The 24,734-nt window shown below is 49.5% G+C and carries 20 protein-coding genes, 1 tRNA gene and 2 pseudogenes; 2 read left to right on the forward strand and 21 right to left on the reverse strand.

What is annotated here, in order from left to right; all coding sequences use genetic code 11:
- Position 1 precedes the first annotated feature (1 nt).
- Positions 2–316 (forward strand): annotated as a pseudogene (locus K5Y33_RS07260) (DUF4113 domain-containing protein); the annotation flags it as partial.
- A gap of 163 nt (positions 317–479) precedes the next feature.
- On the opposite strand, the gene phoA reads toward K5Y33_RS07260, so the two are convergent.
- Positions 480–1,886, reverse strand: a complete 1,407-nt coding sequence (gene phoA, locus K5Y33_RS07265; RefSeq protein ID WP_110866367.1) for an alkaline phosphatase — start codon at positions 1,884–1,886, stop codon at positions 480–482.
- A 244-nt stretch (positions 1,887–2,130) separates the two neighbouring features.
- Here phoA and K5Y33_RS07270 point away from each other — a divergent pair.
- A tRNA-Ser gene (locus K5Y33_RS07270) sits at positions 2,131–2,218 on the forward strand.
- Positions 2,219–2,335: 117 nt separating this feature from the next.
- On the opposite strand, the gene K5Y33_RS07275 is transcribed toward K5Y33_RS07270, so the two are convergent.
- The 20 genes and pseudogenes from K5Y33_RS07275 to K5Y33_RS07365 all read right to left on the reverse strand — a co-directional run bounded on the left by K5Y33_RS07275 (position 2,336) and on the right by K5Y33_RS07365 (position 24,705).
- Positions 2,336–3,685 carry a VasL domain-containing protein gene (locus K5Y33_RS07275; protein WP_222233582.1) on the reverse strand — a complete coding sequence of 450 codons (1,350 nt, stop codon included), beginning with the start codon at positions 3,683–3,685 and terminating at the stop codon, positions 2,336–2,338.
- A gap of 44 nt (positions 3,686–3,729) precedes the next feature.
- Positions 3,730–3,828 (reverse strand): DUF1283 domain-containing protein, encoded by a 99-nt coding sequence (locus K5Y33_RS23780; protein ID WP_370634109.1) that lies wholly within the window; start codon positions 3,826–3,828, stop codon positions 3,730–3,732.
- 185 nt (positions 3,829–4,013) lie between these two features.
- Positions 4,014–4,115, reverse strand: a pseudogene (locus tag K5Y33_RS23785) (YHYH domain-containing protein); the annotation flags it as partial.
- A 45-nt stretch (positions 4,116–4,160) separates the two neighbouring features.
- Positions 4,161–4,610, reverse strand: coding sequence for a type VI secretion system baseplate subunit TssE (tssE, locus tag K5Y33_RS07285; RefSeq protein ID WP_222233584.1), 450 nt, complete (start codon positions 4,608–4,610; stop codon positions 4,161–4,163).
- A gap of 55 nt (positions 4,611–4,665) precedes the next feature.
- Positions 4,666–5,067, reverse strand: a complete 402-nt coding sequence (locus K5Y33_RS07290) for a hypothetical protein (protein ID WP_222233585.1) — start codon at positions 5,065–5,067, stop codon at positions 4,666–4,668.
- A 136-nt stretch (positions 5,068–5,203) separates the two neighbouring features.
- On the reverse strand, positions 5,204–5,629 hold the full coding sequence (locus K5Y33_RS07295) for a DUF6201 family protein (protein WP_222233586.1): 426 nt from the start codon (positions 5,627–5,629) through the stop codon (positions 5,204–5,206).
- Positions 5,626–6,507 (reverse strand): DUF6402 family protein, encoded by an 882-nt coding sequence (locus K5Y33_RS07300; protein ID WP_222233587.1) that lies wholly within the window; start codon positions 6,505–6,507, stop codon positions 5,626–5,628. Before K5Y33_RS07300 ends, K5Y33_RS07295 begins: the two co-directional genes overlap by 4 nt.
- A complete protein-coding gene (locus K5Y33_RS07305; RefSeq protein ID WP_222233588.1) occupies positions 6,507–8,960 on the reverse strand; it encodes a type VI secretion system Vgr family protein in 2,454 nt (817 codons plus the stop codon). The genes K5Y33_RS07300 and K5Y33_RS07305 overlap by 1 nt, the downstream gene beginning before the upstream one ends.
- A 4-nt stretch (positions 8,961–8,964) precedes the next feature.
- Positions 8,965–9,489 carry a type VI secretion system lipoprotein TssJ gene (tssJ, locus tag K5Y33_RS07310; RefSeq protein ID WP_222233589.1) on the reverse strand — a complete coding sequence of 175 codons (525 nt, stop codon included), beginning with the start codon at positions 9,487–9,489 and terminating at the stop codon, positions 8,965–8,967.
- A 21-nt stretch (positions 9,490–9,510) separates the two neighbouring features.
- Positions 9,511–10,590, reverse strand: a complete 1,080-nt coding sequence (tssG, locus tag K5Y33_RS07315) for a type VI secretion system baseplate subunit TssG (protein WP_222233590.1) — start codon at positions 10,588–10,590, stop codon at positions 9,511–9,513.
- Entirely contained in the window at positions 10,554–12,323 is a 1,770-nt protein-coding gene (gene tssF, locus K5Y33_RS07320) for a type VI secretion system baseplate subunit TssF (protein WP_222233591.1), read from the reverse strand. The genes tssG and tssF overlap by 37 nt, the downstream gene beginning before the upstream one ends.
- Positions 12,324–12,463: 140 nt before the next feature.
- On the reverse strand, positions 12,464–14,044 hold the full coding sequence (gene tssA / locus K5Y33_RS07325; protein WP_210081896.1) for a type VI secretion system protein TssA: 1,581 nt from the start codon (positions 14,042–14,044) through the stop codon (positions 12,464–12,466).
- 24 nt (positions 14,045–14,068) lie between these two features.
- Positions 14,069–17,473, reverse strand: a complete 3,405-nt coding sequence (locus K5Y33_RS07330; protein ID WP_222233592.1) for an ImcF-related family protein — start codon at positions 17,471–17,473, stop codon at positions 14,069–14,071.
- Entirely contained in the window at positions 17,466–18,662 is a 1,197-nt protein-coding gene (locus K5Y33_RS07335; protein ID WP_222233593.1) for a hypothetical protein, read from the reverse strand. Before K5Y33_RS07335 ends, K5Y33_RS07330 begins: the two co-directional genes overlap by 8 nt.
- Before the next feature lie 2 nt (positions 18,663–18,664).
- Complete coding sequence (locus tag K5Y33_RS07340; protein WP_222233594.1) at positions 18,665–18,928, reverse strand: PAAR domain-containing protein; 264 nt, start codon at positions 18,926–18,928, stop codon at positions 18,665–18,667.
- A gap of 75 nt (positions 18,929–19,003) precedes the next feature.
- The gene (locus K5Y33_RS07345; RefSeq protein WP_222233595.1) at positions 19,004–19,825 is read right to left on the reverse strand and encodes a lysozyme inhibitor LprI family protein; all 822 of its coding nucleotides are present in this window, start codon (positions 19,823–19,825) and stop codon (positions 19,004–19,006) included.
- An 80-nt stretch (positions 19,826–19,905) separates the two neighbouring features.
- Positions 19,906–20,334, reverse strand: coding sequence for a hypothetical protein (locus tag K5Y33_RS07350; RefSeq protein ID WP_222233596.1), 429 nt, complete (start codon positions 20,332–20,334; stop codon positions 19,906–19,908).
- Positions 20,335–20,929: 595 nt separating this feature from the next.
- Positions 20,930–21,406 carry a hypothetical protein gene (locus K5Y33_RS07355; protein ID WP_222233597.1) on the reverse strand — a complete coding sequence of 159 codons (477 nt, stop codon included), beginning with the start codon at positions 21,404–21,406 and terminating at the stop codon, positions 20,930–20,932.
- 4 nt (positions 21,407–21,410) lie between these two features.
- Positions 21,411–24,128, reverse strand: a complete 2,718-nt coding sequence (locus K5Y33_RS07360) for a lytic transglycosylase domain-containing protein (RefSeq protein WP_222233598.1) — start codon at positions 24,126–24,128, stop codon at positions 21,411–21,413.
- 10 nt (positions 24,129–24,138) lie between these two features.
- A complete protein-coding gene (locus K5Y33_RS07365) occupies positions 24,139–24,705 on the reverse strand; it encodes a DUF3828 domain-containing protein (RefSeq protein ID WP_222233599.1) in 567 nt (188 codons plus the stop codon).
- Positions 24,706–24,734 lie beyond the last annotated feature (29 nt).

The raw sequence follows: 24,734 nt of genomic DNA on the forward strand, positions 1-24,734 counted from the left end.
CCTTATTACGCCGATCGCTGACAGTCGCGATACTATTCAGGTCACGCTTAATTGTTTAGATCGTATCTGGGTTCCCGGGAAGCGTTATATGAAAGGCGGCGTAATGCTGGGCGATTTCTTTAGCGATGGCGTGGCGCAGTTTGATCTGTTTGCGGAATATCAGCCGCGTCACAATAGTGGCCAGCTGATGGCCCTGATCGACAAGATGAACGCCCGCCAGCGCGGCGCGTTATGTTTTGCCGGACAAGGGATTCAGAAACCCTGGTCGATGAAGCGCGAGATGCTGGCCCCAGCCTACATCACCCGGCTGGCGGACAGCTTCTTCTTTAAACTCAGGGGTAAATCGTGGTGTGCCCATAGACTCCTCCTATGCTCAAAATATAGGGCAGATTTGTCTATGGTCCCGGGGTCACTCCAACCATGTTAGATTATGGTCCAACATTTGGGGTGCAGTTCATTAATGGCAACCGTTATCCTTGCTACTTCAACCCCATCGCATCCTTCAGGGTAAAGAACAGATCGGTCTGATCGGTCAAGCCCACCACGTTAGCCGCATGCGGGCCGTACGCCGCAATGCGCACCTGCGTACCAGTGTGCTCCTGCGAATCCTCTTCTGAATTGCCGTAGCTGATGGTCATCACCGCGCCATCTTTGGTATTCACCGCTTGCGTCAGACCCGGCGCTTTGGTGCCATTCTCCACGATCTGGCTGCTGTGCGCGTGGTCGGCGGTCACCACCACCAGCGTGTCGCCATGTTCGCGCGCAAAGGCCAGCGCCTGCTGCACCGCTTCATCCAGATCGACGGTTTCACCAATCTGACCGCATGGATTGGCCGCATGATCCTGCTTATCAATTGACGCGCCTTCCACCTGCAGGAAGAAGCCTTTCTCATTAGTGCTTAGCAGATCGATGGCTTTTTTGGTCATCTGCGCCAGCGTCGGTACCGAAGCCGGACGCTCTTTATTCACTTCACAGGTCACCACCGGCTTATCAATGTTGCCGTGATAGCTGGCTTTCGGTCCCTGCCAGCGCACCGGCATATTGCCGTCGGCAAACAGGCCAAGCACCGGTTTACTCTGGTCGGCCTGCTGAATGGCGTTCATGCCATCGAGATTATCAACCCACTGATAACCCAGCGCCTGTGCCTGTTCGCGCAGGGTTTTACCCTGATACTCGCCAGCTTTGGCGGTTTCGCCGAAGGATTTCGCGCCGCCGCCCAGCGTGACGTCCGCACGGGTTTTTAGCATCTGCTCGGTAATCGATCCTTTACCGCCCTGCTCCAGCGCGTTAGTCGGGCACAATTCGCTGGTTTTCTCCGGGCCGTAGCATTTGCGCGAGGTGACGTGCGCGATCAACGCTGCTGGCGTGGCATCCTGCAGTTCAGCAGTGGAAACGTTGCCGGTGGCTTTACCGGCGGCTTTCGCCAGCTCAAGAATCGTTACCTGATCTTTGCCGTTCACGTCGACGCCAATCGCACCGTTATAGGATTTGGTGCCAGTGGCCCACGCGGTGGCCGATGCGGCGGAATCCGTCACGTAATTCGGCTTGTGGGTTTTCTTATCCAATGAATAGTGCGTGTATTGACCGGTGAGCGGCAGCGCATCAAGACCGGGGAAGAAACCGCCTGCACCCCGCGCCTGATTACGCGCGGCGGTGATTTCCGAATCTCCCATGCCGTCACCAATCAGTAGAATCACGTTTTTTGCGGTGCTATTACTTAATGACGCTCTTAGCGCTTCGGTCTGGTCGCCGGTGAGACGACGCGCGCCGCCGTGCTCGGTGACATCGCCGGTAGCAGCGCGGGAATAGTGTGCATCGTCTGCCACTGCTGATGTCGCGATCAGAGAAGCCAGCAGCGTAACCGTAAAGAGAGGTATCTGTTTCATTTATAAGCATCCTTTTCCATAGATATAACCAAATGTTTCCGCGGACAAGTCTGCGACAGTGCGGTGACATTTTTGTGACAGAGAGGGAATGATTTGATGACAGAATCGCCATGATGAGCAGGCTAACGGCAATACGCTCAGAGCTTAAGCGAATAGAACAAAAGGAGAAAATAGCGCTTGACCCTTTTCAGCGATCTCCCTATAGTAGCGCCCCGTTGACCCAGCGCGGTTGACAAAAAAATGTGGTGAGGTGTCCGAGTGGCTGAAGGAGCACGCCTGGAAAGTGTGTATACGGCAACGTATCGGGGGTTCGAATCCCCCTCTCACCGCCACATTCTAAAGAAGAGCCTGAACGAAAGTTCAGGCTTTTTTTTGCCTGTTTTCTGCAAGGGGGATTCAAACCCCCGCGGAGTTTGATAGCTGCGAATACCGGTTGGCTGCGGATTTTGCTAGTCCTGCTCTTTTGACGATGTAGCTATCGTTTGGTAACTGGCGATAAGCTGCTTCAGGTGCATTTCCGCTTGTGATAGCTGATTCTGTGTAGCGTCATCGTCCGATTGCTGCAACACGCGCAGTTCCTCTTCCAGTGGCACCGTTCCGTTGAACGCCTGCGTCATATTGTAGACCGCTGTTTTCAGTTCGCTCACCGTCAGATATTTGCCGCGCTTCTCGTCAAGTCCATTCAGGCGCTGCGACAACGCGTTGAGCTGCTCCATGCCCTGTTGCCATCCCTGCATTTTATCTGCTGGCATTGCTGCCGCGTTAAGCTGCTTGTTCCAGCGTGCGCTCATCGTTTTAACCGCATCCGAATCAGGCCACACCAGGCTGGCCTGCATTACCAGCGCATTACCGAGCTGCAGATTCCAGTCCGGCGATAAGTTTTGTAGCCGGTTCAATTGCTGCTGCGTTTGCTCCAGCCATGCCGCTTCGTTTAGCCATTCGGCGGGATTCGCCTGCAGTTCAGCCATCATTTCCGGTGAGAGAGGCGCAGGAAGTGGTGATATTGAAGCCAGTAATGCTTGCTGTAACGGAGATTCCTGCTCAGTTTTTTGCACAACCAAATAGCCTATAGCGGCGATAAGTGACACGCTCAGCAGCGTCGCGCCCACGCCACTGATAAATGCCCGACGCCGCAGCCGCCGCAAATCGGGTGCCGGCGCATCCGGAGACGGAACATACACCCAGCCGCTGACTTCTGCACTTGCTAACGCCAGCGCGGGCTTCTCAATCGGAACGACTTCAGGCAGCTTGGCCACAGCATCAGATGTTGAAACATCGCAGTGTTCCAGCATCACCACCGCACTGCGAATGCGGTCCAGCAGCGGATCAATCTGACTAAGCTGACGCAGTTCAAGACGTTGCAGATGATCGCCAACCTCGCTGAGCAAGCGCGCCGCCTGGCTCAGCGCCGTTAAGTCAGCTTCGGTTATCGTTTGAGTACGCAGAAATTGCTGCAACCGACGGCTTAATCCCGCCAGCAGTTCGATGCGCGCGTGCGCTGGCTGCGGCCATAACGTCGGCCAATCGCGGGTAATCAATGCTACTAGCACCGCCAGGCCTTCCGTCATACCTGCCGTTCCTGCCGTGTTCGCGCGCGATAGCGTGTACCAGACCGCGCTTTGCAGCTCGACACCGTTTTTTTCGAACAGCGTTAAACAGAGCGTGGAGACGTGCGGCCAATCGACATCCGGACGCGCCGGATGCGTGAGTTTCTGCATTTCCTGGCGCAGCGCGGCATATTCAGCGAACGCGCGTGGATCGCCGCCGGTTTTGACGAAGCGAGGTTGAGATGAAGTCATTGCTGTGTTCCGAAAAGCCCTAATCAGGCGAAAAAGAAAGTTATTCAGATGGTAAGTTCGCGCCCAGTTTTGCTATCAAGACAACGTTTGGTTGTCGGCTCCCAGTAGGCGTAAATATTTTGTCTGTTGACGCAACGTTGCATCCGCTCCTGTGGATTATCCACAGCGCGCTGCTGCACTTCATTTTCAGGTTTTTGTGTAGTAATCGAAGGGCAAGGAGTTGTGTGCGAGTTTTTTTGTTAACGGATTTCTTTTCAGGGCCTCTCGCTGGTGCAGCTGGTTCGCTTGAGAAGTAGTCAGCAGATTTTCTTTTTGCGCCATGACAGTGATAGCCGCCATTTTTACGATCGTTATGACAGCCTTCGGAATTAGTTCTGCCTGGATGCGCGTTGGCATCATTAACGGCACCGGTACTGAGTAAAACCAGCATTACGGATAACAGTAATTTCTTCACTTACGACTCCATTAGCTTTTCTCAAACAAAAGCTCGGGCTTCTACATACTGCTGCTGTTTCATATGACGGATCATCACACGTCCCTCCGGCATAAATTCGGTGCCGAAGCGCACTAATCCGATCTCTTTTAGCTCAGCATCAATCGCGTATCGCAGTTCACCGGGTATATTTTGCTCCAGTAAAATGACATCAATACGTTTCAATCTTGGCTCATATTTCAGCAGCACTTCTGAGAGTGTATAAAGCAACTGATGCGCGGTACCTGGCATGCCATGCAAAATACGTGACATATCTGGCAGACCGTAATCGGGAATGTGTGATAACGATCCAGCTCGGGTATTAAGAATGCGCTGCATGTTATCAAGTACCGACAAGATTACCTGATCATCTTCAGCCAGACACTCCGCTTCTAATTCTCCTGAGAAATTGCCTAATAGAACTTCATACAATGATGTTTGGGATTCATTCATTTTTGTCACAATGGTTTTTAAAGTTATATTTTACTTACATTATAAATAATGTAGATTATTTATAAACACAAGTAGAAGGAACAGATGGTAACTTTATTGAATCGATATCTTCATTAGTAGGAAAGAAAAGCTCGTTTCCATTTAATGTTGAAAACTCCGTTTCGTCATAGATCAAATTTGCACTCACCCCATAATTCAATGCAGGCTTATAAATTTCTCTTCCACACTGGTCGTATACCACAAAAAAGTACCCCAGTTCATCAAAAACCTTGTAGATAGAAAGGAGAGAAACGGGAATGTACTTGTAGATAACTAACTTATAATTTTTGTTTTCACTATGAATTTCATACTGCTCATTATGTTTGCCATAAAAAATTGAGGATGGAAAAAATATAACGAGACACAATCCAACGACTAAAGCAAAAATCACTAACAGCCTTACTTTACTTTTTCTCACAACTAAATAAACCTATTTTTGGCTTGCTATTAACACAATTCAACTCACTAGAAAACTTGCTTTTGCTGCCAACTTGAACAAATCGGATTTCAATCGTTTAAAAAGAGTTACTTCCGATTAATTAATGGATATTACATCACCTAAAAAATGAAGAAATACGACTCCACCACCTCATATTGCCAACGGGAATTTCGTATCCAGATGTATAATCACCTACGCCATTAATCGAAAAGAAATCGGCATTTCCAGATTCACCAGGAAAGAAAACGACATCACCTAAAACACCATCCACGTCAGAAAATTCAAAAGGAGAACTCTGCCCCAGATATTCACCTTTGACCCCATACATGACAATAAAAACATCATTTTCAATTAGTGATTGATAAATTGAAATAGGCGTTGATGGAATAACATTGTATGCTACCACTTTGAATTTACCATCCAGACTTACTACTTCCTTAACTTGGTTAAAACCACCAAAAAAAAACACTGGAGAAAGAAGCAACCACCATAAAAAAACCATGACGCAAGAAATGTATGACACTACAGCTCTAATTTTCATAAAAGTATGACCCTATCCTTATCTTCAGGTTCAGTCCAGAATACATCTGAAAGTATAATGTAGTCACCGCCTGTCCTATGTTTTTTCTGCCAACGTCTAAAATCATGATTAAACACTGGGCAATAACCTGAGAAATTACGGACAAGATCGCCAATTAAACCAGCTGAGTAAGATGACATAAATAACAGCGTATCACTTTTTGAAAGTATACCTTTTTTACTCCAAACACCTAAAAACTCTGGAATTCTGTAGCCAAATTTATTCTCATCCAAAAAATCATAGGTATCTTTTAAATAAAAACCAATTTTATCAACAAAGAAAGCTGATTTGGAATGCAATACACCTGAACTTCCCTTAACACACACTTTCAGGTTACTGTTACCCATTGCCCCAAACCAATCGTTGATTGTGTCAGTTTTTTCGCCAATTAGTGTAAAATTTACTTGAGCGTAGGCATCTAATTCTTTGACATCATTCTCCATACCTAAAAAAATGCATTCCTGAGAGAAATCACCTTTAGCCATTAGTCTACGTTTAAGTACATTCCTCCCATTAGGTGTGTTCCAACCAAGTTTCAATTTCTTAATGCCCTCTTTTACTTGAGAATAATTCTTCGCCCAATCCATTGTTACAATTGAGGAATTTATTTCACTTGCATTCAATTCAATAGGATTACCTTTCAACATCTTATCTTTAGTGTTTTTATCAAATTCGAAAGCAGGATCTATGCTAAACCAGTGGCACATCAATTTAGGTGCCATGACCCAGCCCATGTTTCTCATGGCATCGGGGATCATATCAATATGAAAGTAGTCGAACTCTACTTCTTTATGCGTTTCACTTTTCTGTAATGATGTGGTTGTTAACACCCTATTCATTAGCGTATTCCTGCCTCTAGTTGAAATAGATAATCCAAGACGAGTTCTTCTTCCTTATTTGTTCTGATTGAACATGTAGTCGAATCAGAGGTAACTCCAGTTATGCTTCCTGTATTTGAACTGATTTTCCAAGCAGTCTTTATGGCATTAATTTCACAGGCCTTATCATTAACTTTAAAACAAGCGGAATAATCGCCGCATGATAGCTCAGGTTGTTTAGGTGGTAATTCCTCTATTGAAATGTCTGCTGATGATGCTTTGGCCTTGTGCGTACGTTTGATTTTCCTTAAATACTTCGCCTCGGTGCCGTACTCAATCCGCCCGGCCTCCAGCTTCAGGTAACTGCCGCCGCCAATCAGCACGATGCGTTTTTTACCCGCGAACAGAATGTCCTGCTCCGCGCTCATGCTCAGCTTCTTCGCCGCCGTGATTTTCATCGCCGCGTTCTGCGCCTCGACCTTTATCGGGCCTTGCCCCGCAATCAGGCTCAGCTTCTCTTTGTGCGCAAACAGTCCGACCTTTTCTCCGGCCATCAGGTTAACGTTGCCCATCGCACTGGCGCTGACGTCGCCGCCCGCATTAATGTGGATATTCTCCGCCGCCGTCATCTGCAGATGCTCGCCGCTGGTGAACGCCACGCCTTCGGGCGCGGAGAACTGAATCAGCTCGTTCAGCGGCTGCAGGCGCTTGCTGAACATCTCGCGCTGCACGTTGATATCGATAATCAGCGCATCCACCTGCGCCTGCACCAGCTTGAGCTGCTCGATTTGTTTGATGGCAATGTCGATTTCACGCAGCGTGGTTGCCATATCCAGCACCTCGCCCACGCCTTTGGTCTGTCCGTCAGCGGTGATAAATAAACCTTTCGCCACGCGTATCACGCCGTGCTCGTCGGTGTGCAGCTCAAAGCCGCTGCCGCGCGGTTTGTCCTGCTTGTCGGTGATGTGGCCCTGATTGAGCTGGGTTTTGCCGTATTCGGTGGAGAGCGCGATATGTTCTTTGCCGCGCTTGTCTTCCATGCGCAGTTCATTACCGGCTGGCGTGCGCAGGATGTTCTGGCTGCGGTTGTCGCGGCTGACTACGTCGGGATGTTCAGAGTCGTGGAAGGCGTGGGCGATGTACGGGCGGTCCGGGTCGCCGCCGTCAAAGGCAATACCCACTTCGGTGCCCTGAATCAGCGGCGCGTGGAAGCCGTGATCCCTGCCGGCGTAGGGTTTCGCCTGCCGCACCCACAGATAGCTGTAGCCGGATTCGCTGAACAGGCGGTCCACGTCCAGCTTCACCCGATAGCGGCCATGCTCGTCGAGATGGGCGTAGATATCATCGGCGTTGCGGCTTTCAATGCGCGCCGGATGCGTGCCGACAATCTCCGGGCGCGGCACCGTAGCGGGGCGGAAGCAGAAGTGTTCGCTGTACGGCATGCCCCAGACGGATACGTGCAGGCGCGAATCGCGCGCGGCGATGAAGGTCACCAGCGTCATCACCACGCCGTTTTGCAGCGCGCGGATGACGTTGCCCTGCGGCTCCAGCACCGCGCCCGGCGTCAGGTGCGAGGCGTTGCTGAACAGGTGCACGTAGTCGGCACGCTTCAGCTCGCGCTCGTGGGCGATGCGCGCGTAAAACCGCCCGGACTCAGTTTCGTCCTCTTCACCGGCATTCAGATATGGGCCGATATAGCGATAGTGCCCGCCGGTGGTAGTGGCACCGCTGCTGACAGCCGCATCAGCGTCGCCGGGCTCGCCCGCCTGACGATAGTTGTAGTCGCGCACGCGCACGCTGCCGGTGACCACGTTGTGCCAGGTGCGCACGCCCCACACCGACTCACGTGCGCCGTCGTGCAGGCCCGAAAGCTCGGCGTACGGCAGCGCCACGTCAAACTGATAGCCCTGCTGCGAATCGGCAAAAATCAGCGTTTCCTGTTCCGTTACCGCGTTCATCTCCGAGCGGAACCAGATGCCCACTTCCGCCAGAATACGCTGCAGGAACTGCAAATCGCTCTCCTGCCACTGGGTAATCAGCTCGCGCGCCGGGTATTCACGCGTCAGGCGGAAATCAAAATCCGGCCCTTCAAAACCGTGCTGGCGCAGCAGCTGTTCCGCCAGCTCCGGCGCGCTGAGGTTCTGGAATATCCGGCTCTCGCAGGTTAGCTTCATCAGCGCAAGGCGGGATTCTAGAATGACGCGGTAGTGCGTCTGGTCAGCGCTCTGGCTCAGCCACTCCATGCGGGTGATCACGCCGTGCACCACCTTGCCGCTGCGCATCGTCAGGCTGGCGAATTTATTCAGCAGTTCGTCTTTGACCGGCGAATCGGTGGTGAACTCGATATCCCAGCGGAACGGCTCACTCAGTGCCTCGCGACCGCGAAAGCGCAGCACGTCGGGACGCACAGCAGCGTTGTGAATATCAAGCTGATACTGATTCTGTCCGCTGAAGCGGGATAGCCACTTTTCCATGTGCTTACTCCTTAACAGGCAGCAGACTCAGCGTGCCTTCGCCTAACTCGACTACACGCGGATAATCCGGATCCAGATCGTTGCGTGTCAGCAGCAAACGCCAGCGGTTATCGGTGAGGTCTGGACGATTAAACAGCGCTACCACCGCAACAAATTTCGCCTCGGCATGCATCGGCATATTGAGGCTGACGCTGCCCTGCGGCATCACCAGCAGCGATTTGGACTCAAGCAAATCTTCTTTCAGCACCTTATCGCCATCGCGAAGTAGCGAAGGATAGTCCGCGCTTTCCAGCGTCTTGCTGTCTTTCAACTGATAGACGCGCACCATGGTCGCCAGCGGGATTTGGTCACCATCAGCGTTGGACGCTTTGCGCGGCGTGAAATCGAGGTGCAGCACCTTAATTTTTTTGTAGAAGATCGACTTGGTGACATCGACGGCACCGTCGGTCACCGTTTGGGTCAAGCCACATCCAGCCAATAGGAAAAAGGCCGGGATCAGTAGTACTCGCCATCCACGTAAAACTGGCATGATAATTCCTTTGTATGCAGATTATTCGAAACGGTAATGTCCGCTAGTGGCCGCTTCCCGGCCTGATGATTGCAACCCTTCATAACATCCCAGACTGACAGTGAGCGTTTGTTGCTGATTGCTCAGCGTGCCCTCTTTCAGCCCCAATACGCCGGTGCGTCCCAGACTGATGCGTTGTGACTTCGCCAGGCGTGGCTCCGGCAAAAGGGTTAACGGGATAGTGAGGCGCAATCGCGCGTCACTGCGGTAACCGAGATAAACACGCATCAGCACCAGCAAATCGGTATGCAGATAACCGCCGGGCAGCCAGCCGCGCGCTTCCTGCTCACTGTGCGTAACGAGGGAAACCAGCACGCGGCTGCTTGCCTCCTGACCGGATTTTCCCAGCGTGGCACGCTGCGCCAGGCTAACGCGGTTGTTCCGGCCCAGGCCGCTACGTTCCGCGATCTGTACTTTGACTGGATCATGTTCGCTGATGGTGGCCTGCGTTCCCGGTGCCAGCAGATTCACCAATGCGCGGATGCCCTCGGCATTGCGTGTTGGCAAGCGCATGGTGCCAAGCAGCGCCAGAAAGCGTGAAACTGGCGTTGCCACATGCTGCGCAGTGCCCGGAATTCCCAACCCCACCAGCCCCAGCAGACACTGCGAAGTCTTATCCGCACCACCGGCTTCAAACGTTGCCGGATAGGCATGTTTACGCCAGATGCGGTAATACTGCGTGGTGATACGGTGGCTGAAGATATCGAGAAACGCGGTCAGCGATTCATGCCCTTCGCGGCGCTGCGCGATGTCATCAAGGTACGATCCCGGCAGCGGCGAATCGACGCCGTACATGCCAAGAAAGGTGGTTCGGACCGAAGGCGGCAGCGCCGGATTATCATCAAACTCAACCGCGCGCAGCTCGCTGACCGGGAATCCCATGCCCGGCCACGGTCGGAAACGTACCGGATCGTTGGCCGGATGGCAGGTGGTACCCAGCAGCGGCAGATCGGGATTATCCTGCTCCAGCAACTGGCAGTAGCGATAGAAATTCACCCGCCAGATGTCGTCTTTCAGTTGTGCCGTCAGCCCGGTATGTGCTGGCTGTGATTCTCTCGCCATTGCAGTCGTTTCCCTGTTGGTTGCAGCACAAGCGTCAGCTGATTGAAAAGATGGATATCCGCGTAGAGCGAGAAGAAACGGTGCAGCATTTCACCAAACAGGTTCACATCGCCTTCGCCGCTGAAGTTATCCGCATTCAGCGTGATTTCGATGTCCACGCCGCGCAGCATAAAGCCGCGTTCGAAGCGGCGAATCAGCATGTGTTTCACCGCCACAATCGCTTCGAGGCGACGACGGTTCATTTCGTTGTCGGTCCAGTCGTAAAGCGCCAGCGTACCGCGCAACACTTCCGGGTTATCCATCATGCTGAGGAAGTTGGAGCCGAGATGGCTCATCACCCGCCAGTGGAAGCGATCTGCCGCAGGTGGATAAAGTGGCAGCGTTGGCGCAGTCAGATTCATCACTGAAACCGGCACTTTGCCCGCTTTCACCACCCTGTCCAGCAGCGTACTTTCCAGCGCCTTGCGCGGCAGTTGGCCGTTGGTGCCGGTGATGCGAATCGACAGTGATTCAGGCTTTTCGGCCAGCTTGTCGATTTCAAATGAGCGACCGCCGAGGATAATCCAGGTATCGTGCATGCCGGATGCGCCGCGCTTCACGCGCGTGTGGAAATAACGTTCTGGCGCATCGTGGCGCATCATGCCGCCGCGATGGCGGAAACTGGTGAACGGCACGTATTGGCTTTTGCCATTTTTCATCGCGCCGTGAATATCATCCACGCTGTAAATTTCGGTATGACCATCCTGCAAACGCAGCGGGCGCAGCAGATATTCGGTTTCTAGCGGATTTAGCGTCAGCGGATCGGCTTCCAGGCTGAACAGGTTAATCACCGGCGCGCAGTGCAGCTGGAAACTCTCGGTCTCGAACGGCAAATCCGCCGACCAGATTTCACTCAGCACAATGTCGATTTCAAACCAGGTGCTGTCGGCGTCCAAACCAATGCCTTCGAGCCCGCGCAGTTCCAGGAACATAAACTTCTGACGAAAGCTGAAGTATTCCAGCAGCAACTGATAACCACTGAAGGCACTTTCGCCTTTCGGCCATAGACGATCAGCATCGTCGAAACCCATCGGCTTGCACCAGCCATCAAACGCATTGCGCTCCGTATGCGTACCCGCGTGGCGGGCATACATCGCGTGCACCTTGCGCGTAAGCGCCAGATGCAGCTCCGAGGCAACCGGGCTGTCGGCATTCAGATAAACAGAGACTTTATCCATGCCTACTTTGCTCCAATCGACTTTTGCCGGGCAGTCAAAACGCAGGCGAATGGTTGAGCGTCCGTTAGTTTCGGTGTGCAGTCGCGCATCGGCCAGGTTTAGCGGCTGCAAGGTCAAATCTCGCGTGGTGCGATACTGACAGGCGGTTTTATGCTGCCCAACCGGTCGGGATAACACGGCGAATTCCGCAGGCAAAACTTCCGCCTGGCGCAGCGTTTGCCACTGCGGATTAAACGCCACCACCGAGAGCGACGGAATGGTGCGCATATAGTGCGGCCAGAGCAGGCTGACTAAGCCTTCGGTCAGTTCCGGCAGATCGTCATCGAGCTTTTCACGCATGCGCCCCATCAGTAACGCAAAGCCTTCAAACAGGCGTTCAACGTAAGGATCGCGCGCGCCGTGTTTGTCGAGGTTGAGCATTGCTGCGCGGTCGGGATGGGCGCGGGCAAACTCTTTGCCGGCTTCGCGCAAATAGCGCATCTCCGCTTCGTAATAGCGCAGGGTTAAATCATCCATGTAGGGATTCCTGGAAAGTCATATTCATTTGCAGTGAATTGCAGCACGCACAATCGTAGCGGCGCGATTTATCGCGTTCAGTTGATTTTAAAAGGCCAACACAACGCAATAAATTGCGCCGCTACGGGAACGTGCGGTGATTAGTTACAAAGCACAAAGGCTCTGGAGGGATCGATTTGAATCATCGCGGCAATCAGCTTGTCCATTTCTGGCGTGAGGCGCGTTTTGTCGGTTTCGCTGCGCGATGACTTCATGCGCAGCAAGCGCAGGCGACGGGAATAAACTTCAAACATCAACGCAGGCTCCCACTCAATCACCGTCATTTGCGGTGCGCTGTCGCTGAGTTCACCCAGCAGATGCAGCGCCATTTCATTGCGGCCAAACTGCTCGGCGATACGCGCCATTACCAGCCGCATCAACCAGCGACTGCGCGCGGAAGTTGTTCCTGGTCGGGTTTGCAGCCATGCCAGCGCGACTTCCGGGCCTTCGCTGTCACCTTTGGCCATCGCTTCGGCTTCCAGTGCCAGCACGTCATCCGCATCGCTGTTAACCATCACAGCCGCCTCTTCTCCAAAGCCGCTGTTACTGCCCTTCACCTTCTCATTGATCCAATTCAGCGTGACTTCGTCGGCATACGGTGTGCCATCATCCCAGGCCAGCGTTTCCAGTCCTTTGAGCCTTTCCAGCAGCAGCGCCAGATCCGACACCACATAATCCGCATACTGTTCCCACGGCGCACCGGCACGGGATAATCCCTGCCACAGATACCACTGCACATCGAGGCTGAAGTGGTTCACGCCCTCGCAGAACATCTGTGATGCGTATTCCACCAGCTCAATCCAGTTTTGTTGCAGATAAAGCCGTTTAAGCTGCGCACGGTATTCCGCTTTCGGCGGTGGCAAACGCGTGCAGCTGTTGGCATTCATTGGCGGGATGACATCGACGGTGTCCCAGCGCAGGGTTTTCATCAGACGGTGCGAGGCGAGCCAGCCCGCCGGTTGTTCGCTGAGCCACGCGGAAAGCAATTTGCCCTGATCCAGCAAATCGCGTCCGGATTTCACCGCTGACAGCGTCAAACTTGATGGTTGCGCAGTTGTACTGACGCTACTGCTGTTTTGCGGCAGCATTGCGACGCTGCCGCCGGAACCGTCCAGTCGCTGTTGCAGTGCCGTGCACAGGCCAGCCAGCACAGGACGCTCATTTTCCGGCAATCGTTGCGTCAGTTCAGACAGTTTCACCAGCGATCCGGCAATCAGGCTGGCATCTTCCGGCACCACTTCCGGCCAGCGCGCCAGCACATTCAATACCTTCTCGCTGTTCAGCCATTCAAATGCTGCCTTGCGCGCGTTGGCGCGCTGGGGATGCAACTTATCGCCAAATCGTTCCACCATCGCGCACAGCAGCAGCAAGCCTTCAGCCAGCCCTTTTTCACCGTCGTTGACTAAGCGGGCGAGGATGTACCAGGTGATGACGCGGATATCTTTGACGTTTTCGCACAGCAGCGTTTCCGCTAGCTGGCACAAAAGATCGGCATCCATCCCGGAGAGCTTATTGATTTCGTCGCGCATCGCCTGGAAATCATCTTCATAAGCCGGATCGTCACCGGTTGGATTGCTTTCACTGAGCGGTGCTAACCAGTTCTGCCACAGTGCCATTCCCGCGCTGATATTGCTGGCAGAAGTGGCTCCGGCGCTGGCCTGCAATCGTTGTTCTGGTGTCATTGTTTTTCCCTGTCATGTCGACTGTTATTCATCGAGCGGTGCGGCGGCGTCCGGCACTACCGCGTCATTAATGGCGTTAGCGTCCACGTCGAAAATATTTTCTGGCAGGCTAAAACCCCGCAGCTTCAGTAACGCCAGCGGCCCTTCGCCCAGCTCACTGCGCAGAATGAACTTCAGCGCTTTGCCGTCTGACGTGTTCCACGTTAGCTGGCTGCGGCTGCTATCCAGCGGCGTTTTCTGTGCTTTCTCCAGCAAACGGATCCAGCCCCAATTGCCCTGATTGTTTTGATACAGCTGCATGCCGCTGCTGGTCACCGTCTGCCACGTTAAATTCGCGCCGGGGTAGTAGGTTTCTCCCGGCCAGCGGAAGCTCTGCCAGCCTTCCATCTGATTGAAGTAATCCAGCTTCTGCTCATCAATTGTCATCTGCATGCGGGCGACGTCCTGCGAAGGCCGCGCCATTAACTCGAAACGTAAACCGGCATCGCCCTGTGAAAAGGCAATATCGGCAATCGATGAGAGCTGATTGATCGCCGCAATAAAGGCCGGATCAACTTGCATGCCTTGGCTGGCAGAGGGATCAACCACCCAGCGATTGCCTTCCTGATGCAGAATGCCGCCGAGATTGGTTTTCAGGAAAGTCGCGATACGCCCGGAATCGGCACGTACAAAGTTCGCCAGCAACGGGATCGCCGCATCGCTGCCAGTGGCTTTAAACGGATAGCGTCCGGCAAAGGCGGTGTTCCACTGCTGCACAATGGTCGACTGCCAGCGCGCATTCAGACTGCCCGCTGCCGGAGCCAGCACCTGCCGCCACGCCAGATCCAGCGGCTGCACAAACAGGGCCTGACCAAAGCCGCTCCACTCCTGACCCAGACTGGCAGCGACTAAACTGCCATAGTCGCGCGTATCGGTAAGATCGATGGATTTGCCCTGAAACACGGTTTGCGCGAGCACCTGCGCCATCGCTTGTGGATCTGGCGCGCTGGTGACCTGTTGCAGCTTAAGTCGAACCTGCGTCACACGCGCCAGCCACGACTGAAAGCTGAGATTGCCGTTGCTGCCAGTGCCTTCTTTGCCTTCCATCAGGCTGGCAAGCGGGCCGAACACGCCATCCAGCGGGCCTTTTGGACCTTGCGCTTGAGAGATCAACTGTTTAGGCTTCTTCTCGCGGCTGATAAGCTGTTTGGCTGAATCCACCAGCGTATCGGCCAAGGCTTCCGACTTCTGACCGGTTTTCCCCTGCCAGGCCAGCGTGTTCATCAGCGCCACCAGCGGCGACTGACGCACATCTGCCAGCTGATTTAGCTGACCAATTGCTTCGGAGAGTGAAGTGGCATCCTGCCACTGAATGCTGTTCACCATGTTCAGCCAGACATTGCCGAAGTCGGTGAAGTAACGTTCGGTAAGGCGCTCTTTCAGCGCTTCCGGCGAGGTTTCGCTGCCTGGCTGATGCACTTTATCGGTCAGCACCCAGTCAATTTCATCGCGACGAGCGCTAACCACATCCTCAATTGCCTGCTTAACCTGCTCTTCCCATGCCTGGCGCGTAAACATGCCCGGTACGATTTCATCGGTAAAGAACAGCGTAGAGGCGTCGGTGTCGCCGGTCATGTCCGCCAGCGATAAATCCGGCCAGTTGCGCGATACGCGCTTGAGCATCGCCTGATACAGCCCGGATTCTGCATTGCGCTGACCAATTTGCTTCAGCAGGATCTGGCGCACGGTGCTGGTCAGTTGACTGTCGGGTTTGATTTTCCATTCAGGATGCAGCGGAACGTTCTGCGCCCAGAATCCCAGCAGTTTGGGTGCCAGCGTCTGCCATGTGGCTTTCTGCACGCCTTCGCGCTGCGGCCACAGTTGTGCGGTATTTTTCGCCAGCCAGTAGGCATCAGCTTTATCTGGCCGCGCCAGCATCAGATAACCTTTCAACAGATCGTAGGTGTGCTGAGTACCATTGAGTCGTTCGCTGCTGGCAGGAGGAAGACGGACAAAATCGTCGAGCTGCGTTTTCAATGTTTGTGCCGCCACATCACGCATCAACACATTGTTAACGTGGGCATACAGCGGCCACAACGATTTCAGCGTGTCAGCATCCTGGTTGAGACCAAAGCGGGTATACCACGGCGCGCCGGTTTTCTGGCGATGTTGTAGCCGCGCAATCGCCTGCTGCAATGCCATCTGGTGCTGCAAGCGATCGGTTAGCGATGCTCGCGTATCGGCCGACGCGCGTGCGGTTTCCTGCGCCTGATAAATCTGTGTGCGGTTCACTGCCAGCGACAATAGCGTTCCGGCGAACCACAAGCCCAGTACGGTAAACAGGGCAAAGCGGGCAATGCGCATCCAGTCGGTGGAAAGTTTGCGTGGCCGCACGGCAGCGCAGCTTTCGGCTAATATATCCCAGAGAGCGGCAGCACTGAGAATATGCGGATGATGATCCTTCATAACGCGCTGTGGCGTGAACACCACACCGCTCAGGCGATAATTTGCCGGGCTTTTTTTCAGTGTGCTGATGGCGTTGTTGAGATCTTTACCCTGCTTGTGCTGCAAGCGCTCAGCGAGATCGAGATGCCAGTCATTGCGAGTGTTTTCCAGCGATAACAGGGTTCCTTTATTACGCAGGCGCGGGATCAGTTCATCAAACAGCGAAGCGGCACTGTTAGCATCCGCATCCGGCCCGAACATTGCGGCAACCGGGTTTTCAGCATCGACATACTGCGGCCAATGCGTTGGCTGATGCAGCCACAACCAAACAGGTGCCTGCCAGCCGAGCAAACTGTCGGCTTTGTGCCGATTGCGGGCCATCACATCACACTCGTTTTGCCCCGGTAGCGCATCGCCGTTGACTATTGCCAGGATGCCATCGAGCGGACGACGAGAGCGCAGCTGTTTCAGCTCGGCGAGCAGTGCCGTATCAGGTTCTGACTGCGCATCGCCGCCGTAGACCAGCACAAAGCCTTCGCCTTCCTGCCAGATATCACTGGTGAGCGCGGGAACAGAAGCCTCAACATCAGCTTTACCGCCCTGCACCAGAATGATATTGACCTTGAGCTGCCAGCGGCGGCCAAAGCGAAAACGCAGATGCTCTGCCAGCGTGGACGCGCTGAAGGCTTTTTGCGTAAGTGCATCAGGCGCATCGACGGAGTCATTTGCACCAGCAGCACGCTGCTTATTCTTCTCCATTCCCGCCTGCACGCCGGTTTTACCTGAACGGCGAAACAGACTTTCTACCGTCCAGCCAATCAGCAGCACCAACACCATGGCAACCGCCGCCCAGGTGAGGATGCGCAGACCGGTAACGGGTGAAATAGAAGTCGCCGCTTCTACCGCTTCAGGAAAAGCCCAGAGCAGAAACGAGATGATGATAATCAGTAAGATGGCTCCGGCGACGCACGGGCCAATAATGGTTTTATTTTTTGCTTCAGACATTCCCTGTTAATCCTTTCTCTTCCTGCTCTTTTCTTACCACCATGACCCAGATCTCTTCGCTCTCTGGCGCTGACTGACAGGCAATAGCCTGCGCTTCTCCAGCTTCAAGAGCCGATTGCGCCAGCGCGATCATCAGCCAGGACGCAGAGATATGGGTGTAACCAATAACGGAGTCAGGCACTGTGAGATCATCCGTCATGCTGAATGTGACTTTGCAGATATCGCAGGCATTGCTCCACGCCGCGCCCTGCGTTACGGCCTCACCGGTGATCCATGCACCGTTGAGGTTCAACGCTTTCAGGTCTGCCCACAGCACTGCGCGCTGCAGTGTTTTATCCAGCCCAGCAAATGAACCCTTTTCGGGACGGTGCAGGCGCGCAGCATCCGGATAATGGTGCGAAGGCCGATTCGCTAATACCAGGGCGGTAAAAGCATCGGCGCCGCCATTCTGCGGTGATTCGGGCAGATGCACGGATATCGCCACCAATATGGCTGGCGTATCCAACGTACGATCCAGCCAGTTATCTAACCCGGCCATACCGTTTTGCGTGATGCGGTTGAACGGGCGATCCGACTGCTCACTGAGTTGCTGAAGAATCAGTGTTTCAGTCTGAGCCGCTTCAGCGCTGTCACAATCAATTAATAACCAGCAGGAGAGATCTTCACGCAGCGGCGCGATCACATCGGCGATGCGTCTGGTCAGACGTTCAATCGCTTGCTGTGCAGCGAACTCACGATTTGGCAGCGCAGCATATTGAATGGCCGCCAGTTTGCCGGTTGGCACGAAACGCTCGACCACCGGAAATGCGGTTTTGATGGCATCGACAATGTTGGTTGCATGCTGCCCGGCGCGAATTTCAATGCCGGCATCCAGAATCCAGGCTGGAAGCTGGCCGCGCTGGGTTTCTTGTTTTATTAATTGTTCGCGCTCAATATCCCACGATTGCGCACCAACCTGATGCGCTTTATAGGCCACGCGGCGTAGGCTGAATATCAGTCCCCACAGACAAAGCGGCAAACCGATAGCCGAACACCAAAAGATGAGACCCGCCCGGTCTCCATGCCAGAACCAGGCAACTATTGCCGCACCGATGAGCAGCACGACAGCCAGAAATATCAGCCAGCGGCGCGTGTCAGGACGTTTTACTTTTGCCGCTTTTTCAGGAATGGTATCCAGCCAGACGGGCATACTTAGCCTACCTTAGCCGCTGCAAACGAACTGATCAGCGTGCAGCCGCAAGCGCATTTGTGGCCGTGGAAAGCGACAGGAATATCGTGATCAAGATAATCAGGATGGCCTTCAATGATGGTGGTCGGGCCGTGCCCCTCTTTTGGGCAGGAAACCTGGTCACCTTTGCGGGCAACGCCGATACCGCCAACCAGCATGGTTTCAGAGCCGGTCAGAACCTGACCGCCGTGCGTGGTTTTATCGCCTTTGCGGATAAATGGGAGCATATTAATTTATCTTTTAATTAAGCTACAAATTAAAACTGGATAGCCTTTTAAAATATGCTATCCAGTTGATATTAATTACCCGCGATCGCCACCGAGGAAATTAATGCGCTCTTCCGTCATACCAATTTGGCATGAATAAGTAGCAATTTTCGCTTTCAAATCGCCTTGTTCGGATTGAGCTTCACTCAAACTTCCACATTTTTGCGCTTTGAGCTTAACCCACTCCTGTTGAGAAGCCTTCATAGATGTACGCAGAGATACAGGTAGGGATTTCCATAGATCATTTAGTTCACGATCGATATCAGCATATGAGTACCGCATATTATTAAGTTTATTCTTTAGATCATCAGATAAGATATTATCATGATTTACTGATAGCCATGCCGTATTATAAACAGCCTCAGGCATTCTATTCATATCACCCACAATGACATCTTTTTTATTATCTGCCAACTTTACTTGATATGAATAGTTTTTCCAGACCAATGCACCATTTAGTAAAGAAGCGCCGCCAACTTTAAGCAAAGAAAATTGCTGAGGCAATTCTTGCGAAAGATTTAGAGAGGCAGCAGGGACTTTAACTGAGATAGTGGATGTGCAGTTTACGAATGAACTGGATTTTTGATCTGATGTGCTGGTGTTGCTGAAACTGATTTGAAGGCCATCAATCTCTTTCTGATATTCTTCTACAGGTTTATTGTAGAAACTTGTACGTCCTGATGAGATATACTTTGACTGCAAAATTTCACTCGCGCTTTCTTTAATGCTTTTTTGTACAGCTTGAAGAGCATCTTCCCTGCCGCATTTAAAATCATCAGATGAACTAAAGAATCCGGCATGGGCATTTAATGATACAACGGTTAAAACTAGTGCGCTACATGCATGCTGCATTTTCATATATATTTCCTTATGTGTGATATTACTTGAATAGAAAAGCCTTACGATTAATAATTCAGAGTTATAACCAACTAAATCGATCAATTAATTTTATTTAATGCGAACCATTTTTCATCATCCCAAGGGAATAATGAGCTTTTTATTAAAAGGATGGTGCCTGTATTTTGCTTTGCGATGAATTGTGGTGGCTGTGTATCACACTCCATTTCAGAGCCTTCCCCAGAGAGCCAAGTTAATTTAATCTCATTATTATCTTTCTCAGTTTGGTACAAACCATCGCAAGTAAATGGAGCATGCCATGACGTAATAGAAACTTTTACTTCCCCCTCTGGCAAGAAGTTTAGAACCCATGTTATTGAAGCATTTTTACCATCGATTAGCTCATCTCCTTGTTGGGTATAAGTATATTTACCTATAATATTTTCATAAGAAGATGACTGTTTATTCTCAGCTAAAGATTGGAATGAAGCAGTAAACAACATCAACAGCAATAATAACGACCTTAACATTATTCATATACCTCATTAGAACAAGTATCGGTAACTTTATAACCATACGAATAATAACTATGCTCATTCGAATTAGAAGAGTAAACATGGTCACATTCATAACCATGGCAACTATTAATTTCGAGCTTTTCGTTCCCCATGGTCAATACCCCCTATTCTTGTCATATTTAAAATCAACAACAGACTAGTTTCTTTTATTACAGAGAAAGATCATTCCAACTAAAGAGCCTAAATCACATAAAAGAGTAGGACTTACGCTAAATTCACGGGGATATTTTTTGGAAATAAAACATCAAGCGTTCACTATATCTTCAACTTGGTGAGCGTTCGAAAAATTATAAATGACATTCAAATCTTTATTTTTATAAGGATGAAAAAAATCAGACTAAAATAGAAAGATGACATCCCAGAAGTACGCAAGCCACTTCACATCAATTAACATCCATTATCATCGTGTAAAAGAAAATTAATTCCACCATGCTGGGTTTTTTGTGAATGTTAAAAATTTTCCTATTTAGCACATCCCTGCATGAATCATACTGAAGTCTAAACAATAGAAATCAAAGACAGATAAAAAAAATAAAAAGCCTTCATATCAATTGATTTTCAGCAGGTGTTTATCTCTATAAGACCAAATATCCACATCCCCCATTTTATTATCTTTAGCCGAATCAACTTGTGGAATTCTTATAGTAAAGCTGGAAGGCCCACTGCTTATGGTTGGATATTTACCACCACAAAAATCTATTTTGCCGATTGGTTTATAACCAGCTTCATTATCATTTATAATTACGTGCAGTGGTCCGCCGTCACATGCATTACCTAACGGTTGTTCTATGTAAACAAAAAATTCAACATCAGAATCATATAAATAAGAATAAGATATGAGCAATGGTTTGCGCGAACCGTAGCAGTCAAAATTATCAATGACATCACTTCCAACCTTAATACTACAAGTGTTATTATCTGCAAAACTCGCAATTTGCGGAAAATCATCAGCAAATGCAACATTACTATTTAAACAAAACAGAATAGTTGAGAATGACATAATCATAAATAAATTTAAAAACATAACATTACCCCTCATACATAAAACCTTTCTTATAAAAAACCTCAATATTTTTCACAATCTCTTTCTTTGTTATTTCCCCATCTTTATTTCGGTCATGAAAGAGATTTACTTTATATGCACTTTGACCTTCCGCGTAAACCACATCCGAATCTTTAAGCAACATAGCTGAAGGTGTGAAAATTGATAAATACACATCACCAAGAGACCATTTATTAGTGGGGTAATTAAAATTACTAGCCTGAGTTTCAAAATATTTTTTTACATAATCCATTTGTTCAACATGAGTCATGGCAGCTAACCTAGTTGTAGTGGTTCCTAAGTCTTTCGCAGTTGCAGACATGAACTGAATTAATCCTGTAGCTGTTGAATTAGGATTTTTGGTAGAAGTATTGAACTTCTCTCCTGTTTCTAATGCCATACAAGCCATAATGTAGTTAGGATCTATTGATAAATCTTTGCCAACTTCAATTACTTTTGACTTAAATTCGTTAGCTACATCTCTTCCGAATAGCTCTTCAACTCTCCTGACCCATATAAGCTTCTCCCTTTGTTGTAATGCGTGTAAAAACATTACTGGATGCATATGCCATAAAGAAGGCCCTAGTTTAACATCAGTCAAATCCTGCATCCATGACATCTTATCCAAAAAATTTTCGCTATACTTAGCCCAATCAGGAGCATTTTTTTTCAAAGGAGTAATAAAAGATTGCCAAATAGTATCATCTTTTTTGTGATACCAGTCACTTGGGTGCTTGACTATGGTTTTTTCAATGACATCTTTATAAAATGGATTATGAATAGCATTCAAGTATTCCTGTGGAGAATACCTACCATTGCCACTATCAATTTTAATCAACAGTCTATTATAATTATGCGATACAAGTTCATGATTTTTTCGATTATCATTTTTAGATATTTCGAATAGGGACTCAAATACACCTCGAACAAATCCCCTAGGCTGATTTTTACCATCAAGATGATCAAAACTTGATGGATTCTCAACATAAGTTTTGAATCCAAGTTCACTAAGATCATACTGGGATAATAATTTAACCCCTTTTGAATCTTCATAAATATATCCACCAGTTGAATTATCAAACCAGAACTTCTTTTTAGTTACTTTATCAACTTTAGATTTAAATTTAATCAGACTGGATATAGCTGTTGACGTTGTTACTCTTCCATTACTCGTAAAAGTTCCATCTGAATCATTCAGATTAAATAATTCAACACCCTTATAATATTTCAGATAATGCGGTGAATCTATACCTACTTTCTCCGGATTCGTTAGAAAGCTTTCCAAGTTGCCATCCGTGCTAATGCATTCAATATGCACTTGATAACGAGAGTCATAGCCTCCTTCTTTTGCTGCTTGGAAGTAACCTAAATGACCAATCGGATCCCCAGCTTTAATGCTAAGAGGTTCGTTCAGAGTTATAACCTCATCGAATTTCATCATCTGTTTAGAGGGAGCAGATAGTTTTCGCCACCATACAGGACGTGGAACCTCTGTATCAGAAGGAACAATGTTATTGTTATCAACTAGCATCCAATACTGGCATCCAACTAATTTTAATTTGCTTTCTTTACTCGCATCCCCAGCTACAGATTTAATAGTAACAAGGCCATACTCCCTGTTTTTATAGGCCATTGTATGTAAATTGGAATCCAAGGAATCCCATTCGACTAATGAACCTTTTGGCAATGTTCCGTCTCTAAAACTTTGGCTATACTGTTGATTATTGGTACTAGCCGTTAATACCCATTCAGGTCGATATAGCGATAGTCGGTCTGTAGACTTCCATAAATTCTTTTTTCCCGAACTCTGATAAGCACTATAAGGAGCCAAATGCATATATAGAGTGTAAAATTTCAACCCACTTTTTTTTGTTTCTCCGAGTTGTATGTAATGCCGCACCAGTACAAATGATCCTGAGAAACTTAGCGGCATTCCTTGCCACGGAATGCCTAAATAATCATGGCACATCCTATAAGCAACAATTTCACCATCTGCCATACATCGAACAAATTGCTCTCCTGTATATGGTATTGGAAAATCAATTTTCTCTGAGGCTGCTTTTCCAGTTAGTGCACACCAAGGTGTTGTAGCATTTGTAATATGGATGCCCCCATGCCACATGCCATTGCGGCCGATCATGTACTTCCCTGTTGATTCATTGTCCAGATGTGATGTTATATCTTCGATACTTCTGAATTCACTTCCGCTTTTTTGAGATACCGGAAAGCATATTTTTATGAGTTTGTTATTATTTTCCTCAACGTTCTGGAGTTGTTCATTTTTTCGTTCGAACCTATACAATTTAAATGCTGGCTTTATATTCCTATACTGCTGACCAGGATAAAATCCCCTGAGTTGAATAAAGTCCGATACCCAATTCACTCCATTAAACAATGCAATATGACCATGTGGATGCCCCTGTATTGGTTGAATAACGACAACATCACCGGCCACCTGCCCTACCACGGTTCCAGTGTCAATCGGTCCTATACCCGAATAAACAAATATAGGCTTAAAGCCGACGGCCTCAAGAGATGGGCCATAATCACAGGCTGAAGCAGAACTTCCGAACCTTGGCGCAGGGATGCGAATAGTTACCCCACCTGCCTCAATTGCCCTTCTTACATATGCCGCACATTTACCAAGACTTTTTGATTCAGCTTTTTCATTGATAAAATTAACAGATGATTGAGTATTCCACATAGTTTAGCCTCTAGTATTCCGTCACTTTTCTTATTTTCCAGTTGCCATCAACTAAACTAACGATTACTCTTAATTGCATTATCGGATCTGGCTTCATCCCTAATGAAACTTTGTAACTCTCACTATCTTCATACTTTTCAACAAGGGAAACTGAAACATGCTTTGACCATGAAGGATAAAAATCTTGGCTCTTAGTAAAGTAATCAACATCTGTTTCAATCCATATTCCATTCCAATTACAAGAGACATCACCCCCCTTCGTTTTGCACTCTCGTTTTTCTGAGCACATCTTTTCTTTATTATTCAAAGGACTAACATCATCAGAATCATAATTACAACTGGAAGAATAATTTATGCTTCGTAGCAAATCTTTAGATATATACTTTTTAAGTAATGCATCAACACCTTCACTAACCAAGTATTTTTCATAAAAACATTTTACTTTTTCCGAGTAAAAATCACATGAAATTATTGGTTCTATTTTTGTTTGGCCGTTAATATAATCATTATCTGCTGCATTAACAGTAAAACCCATCAATACAAAAATAACGACCAAGCTCTTTGTTATTCCCTTCATGCTCGAAGCTCCATGTTAGCTTTATTCAC

This window comes from Pantoea sp. DY-17, assembly GCF_019795975.1.
Lineage (GTDB): Bacteria > Pseudomonadota > Gammaproteobacteria > Enterobacterales > Enterobacteriaceae > Pantoea > Pantoea leporis.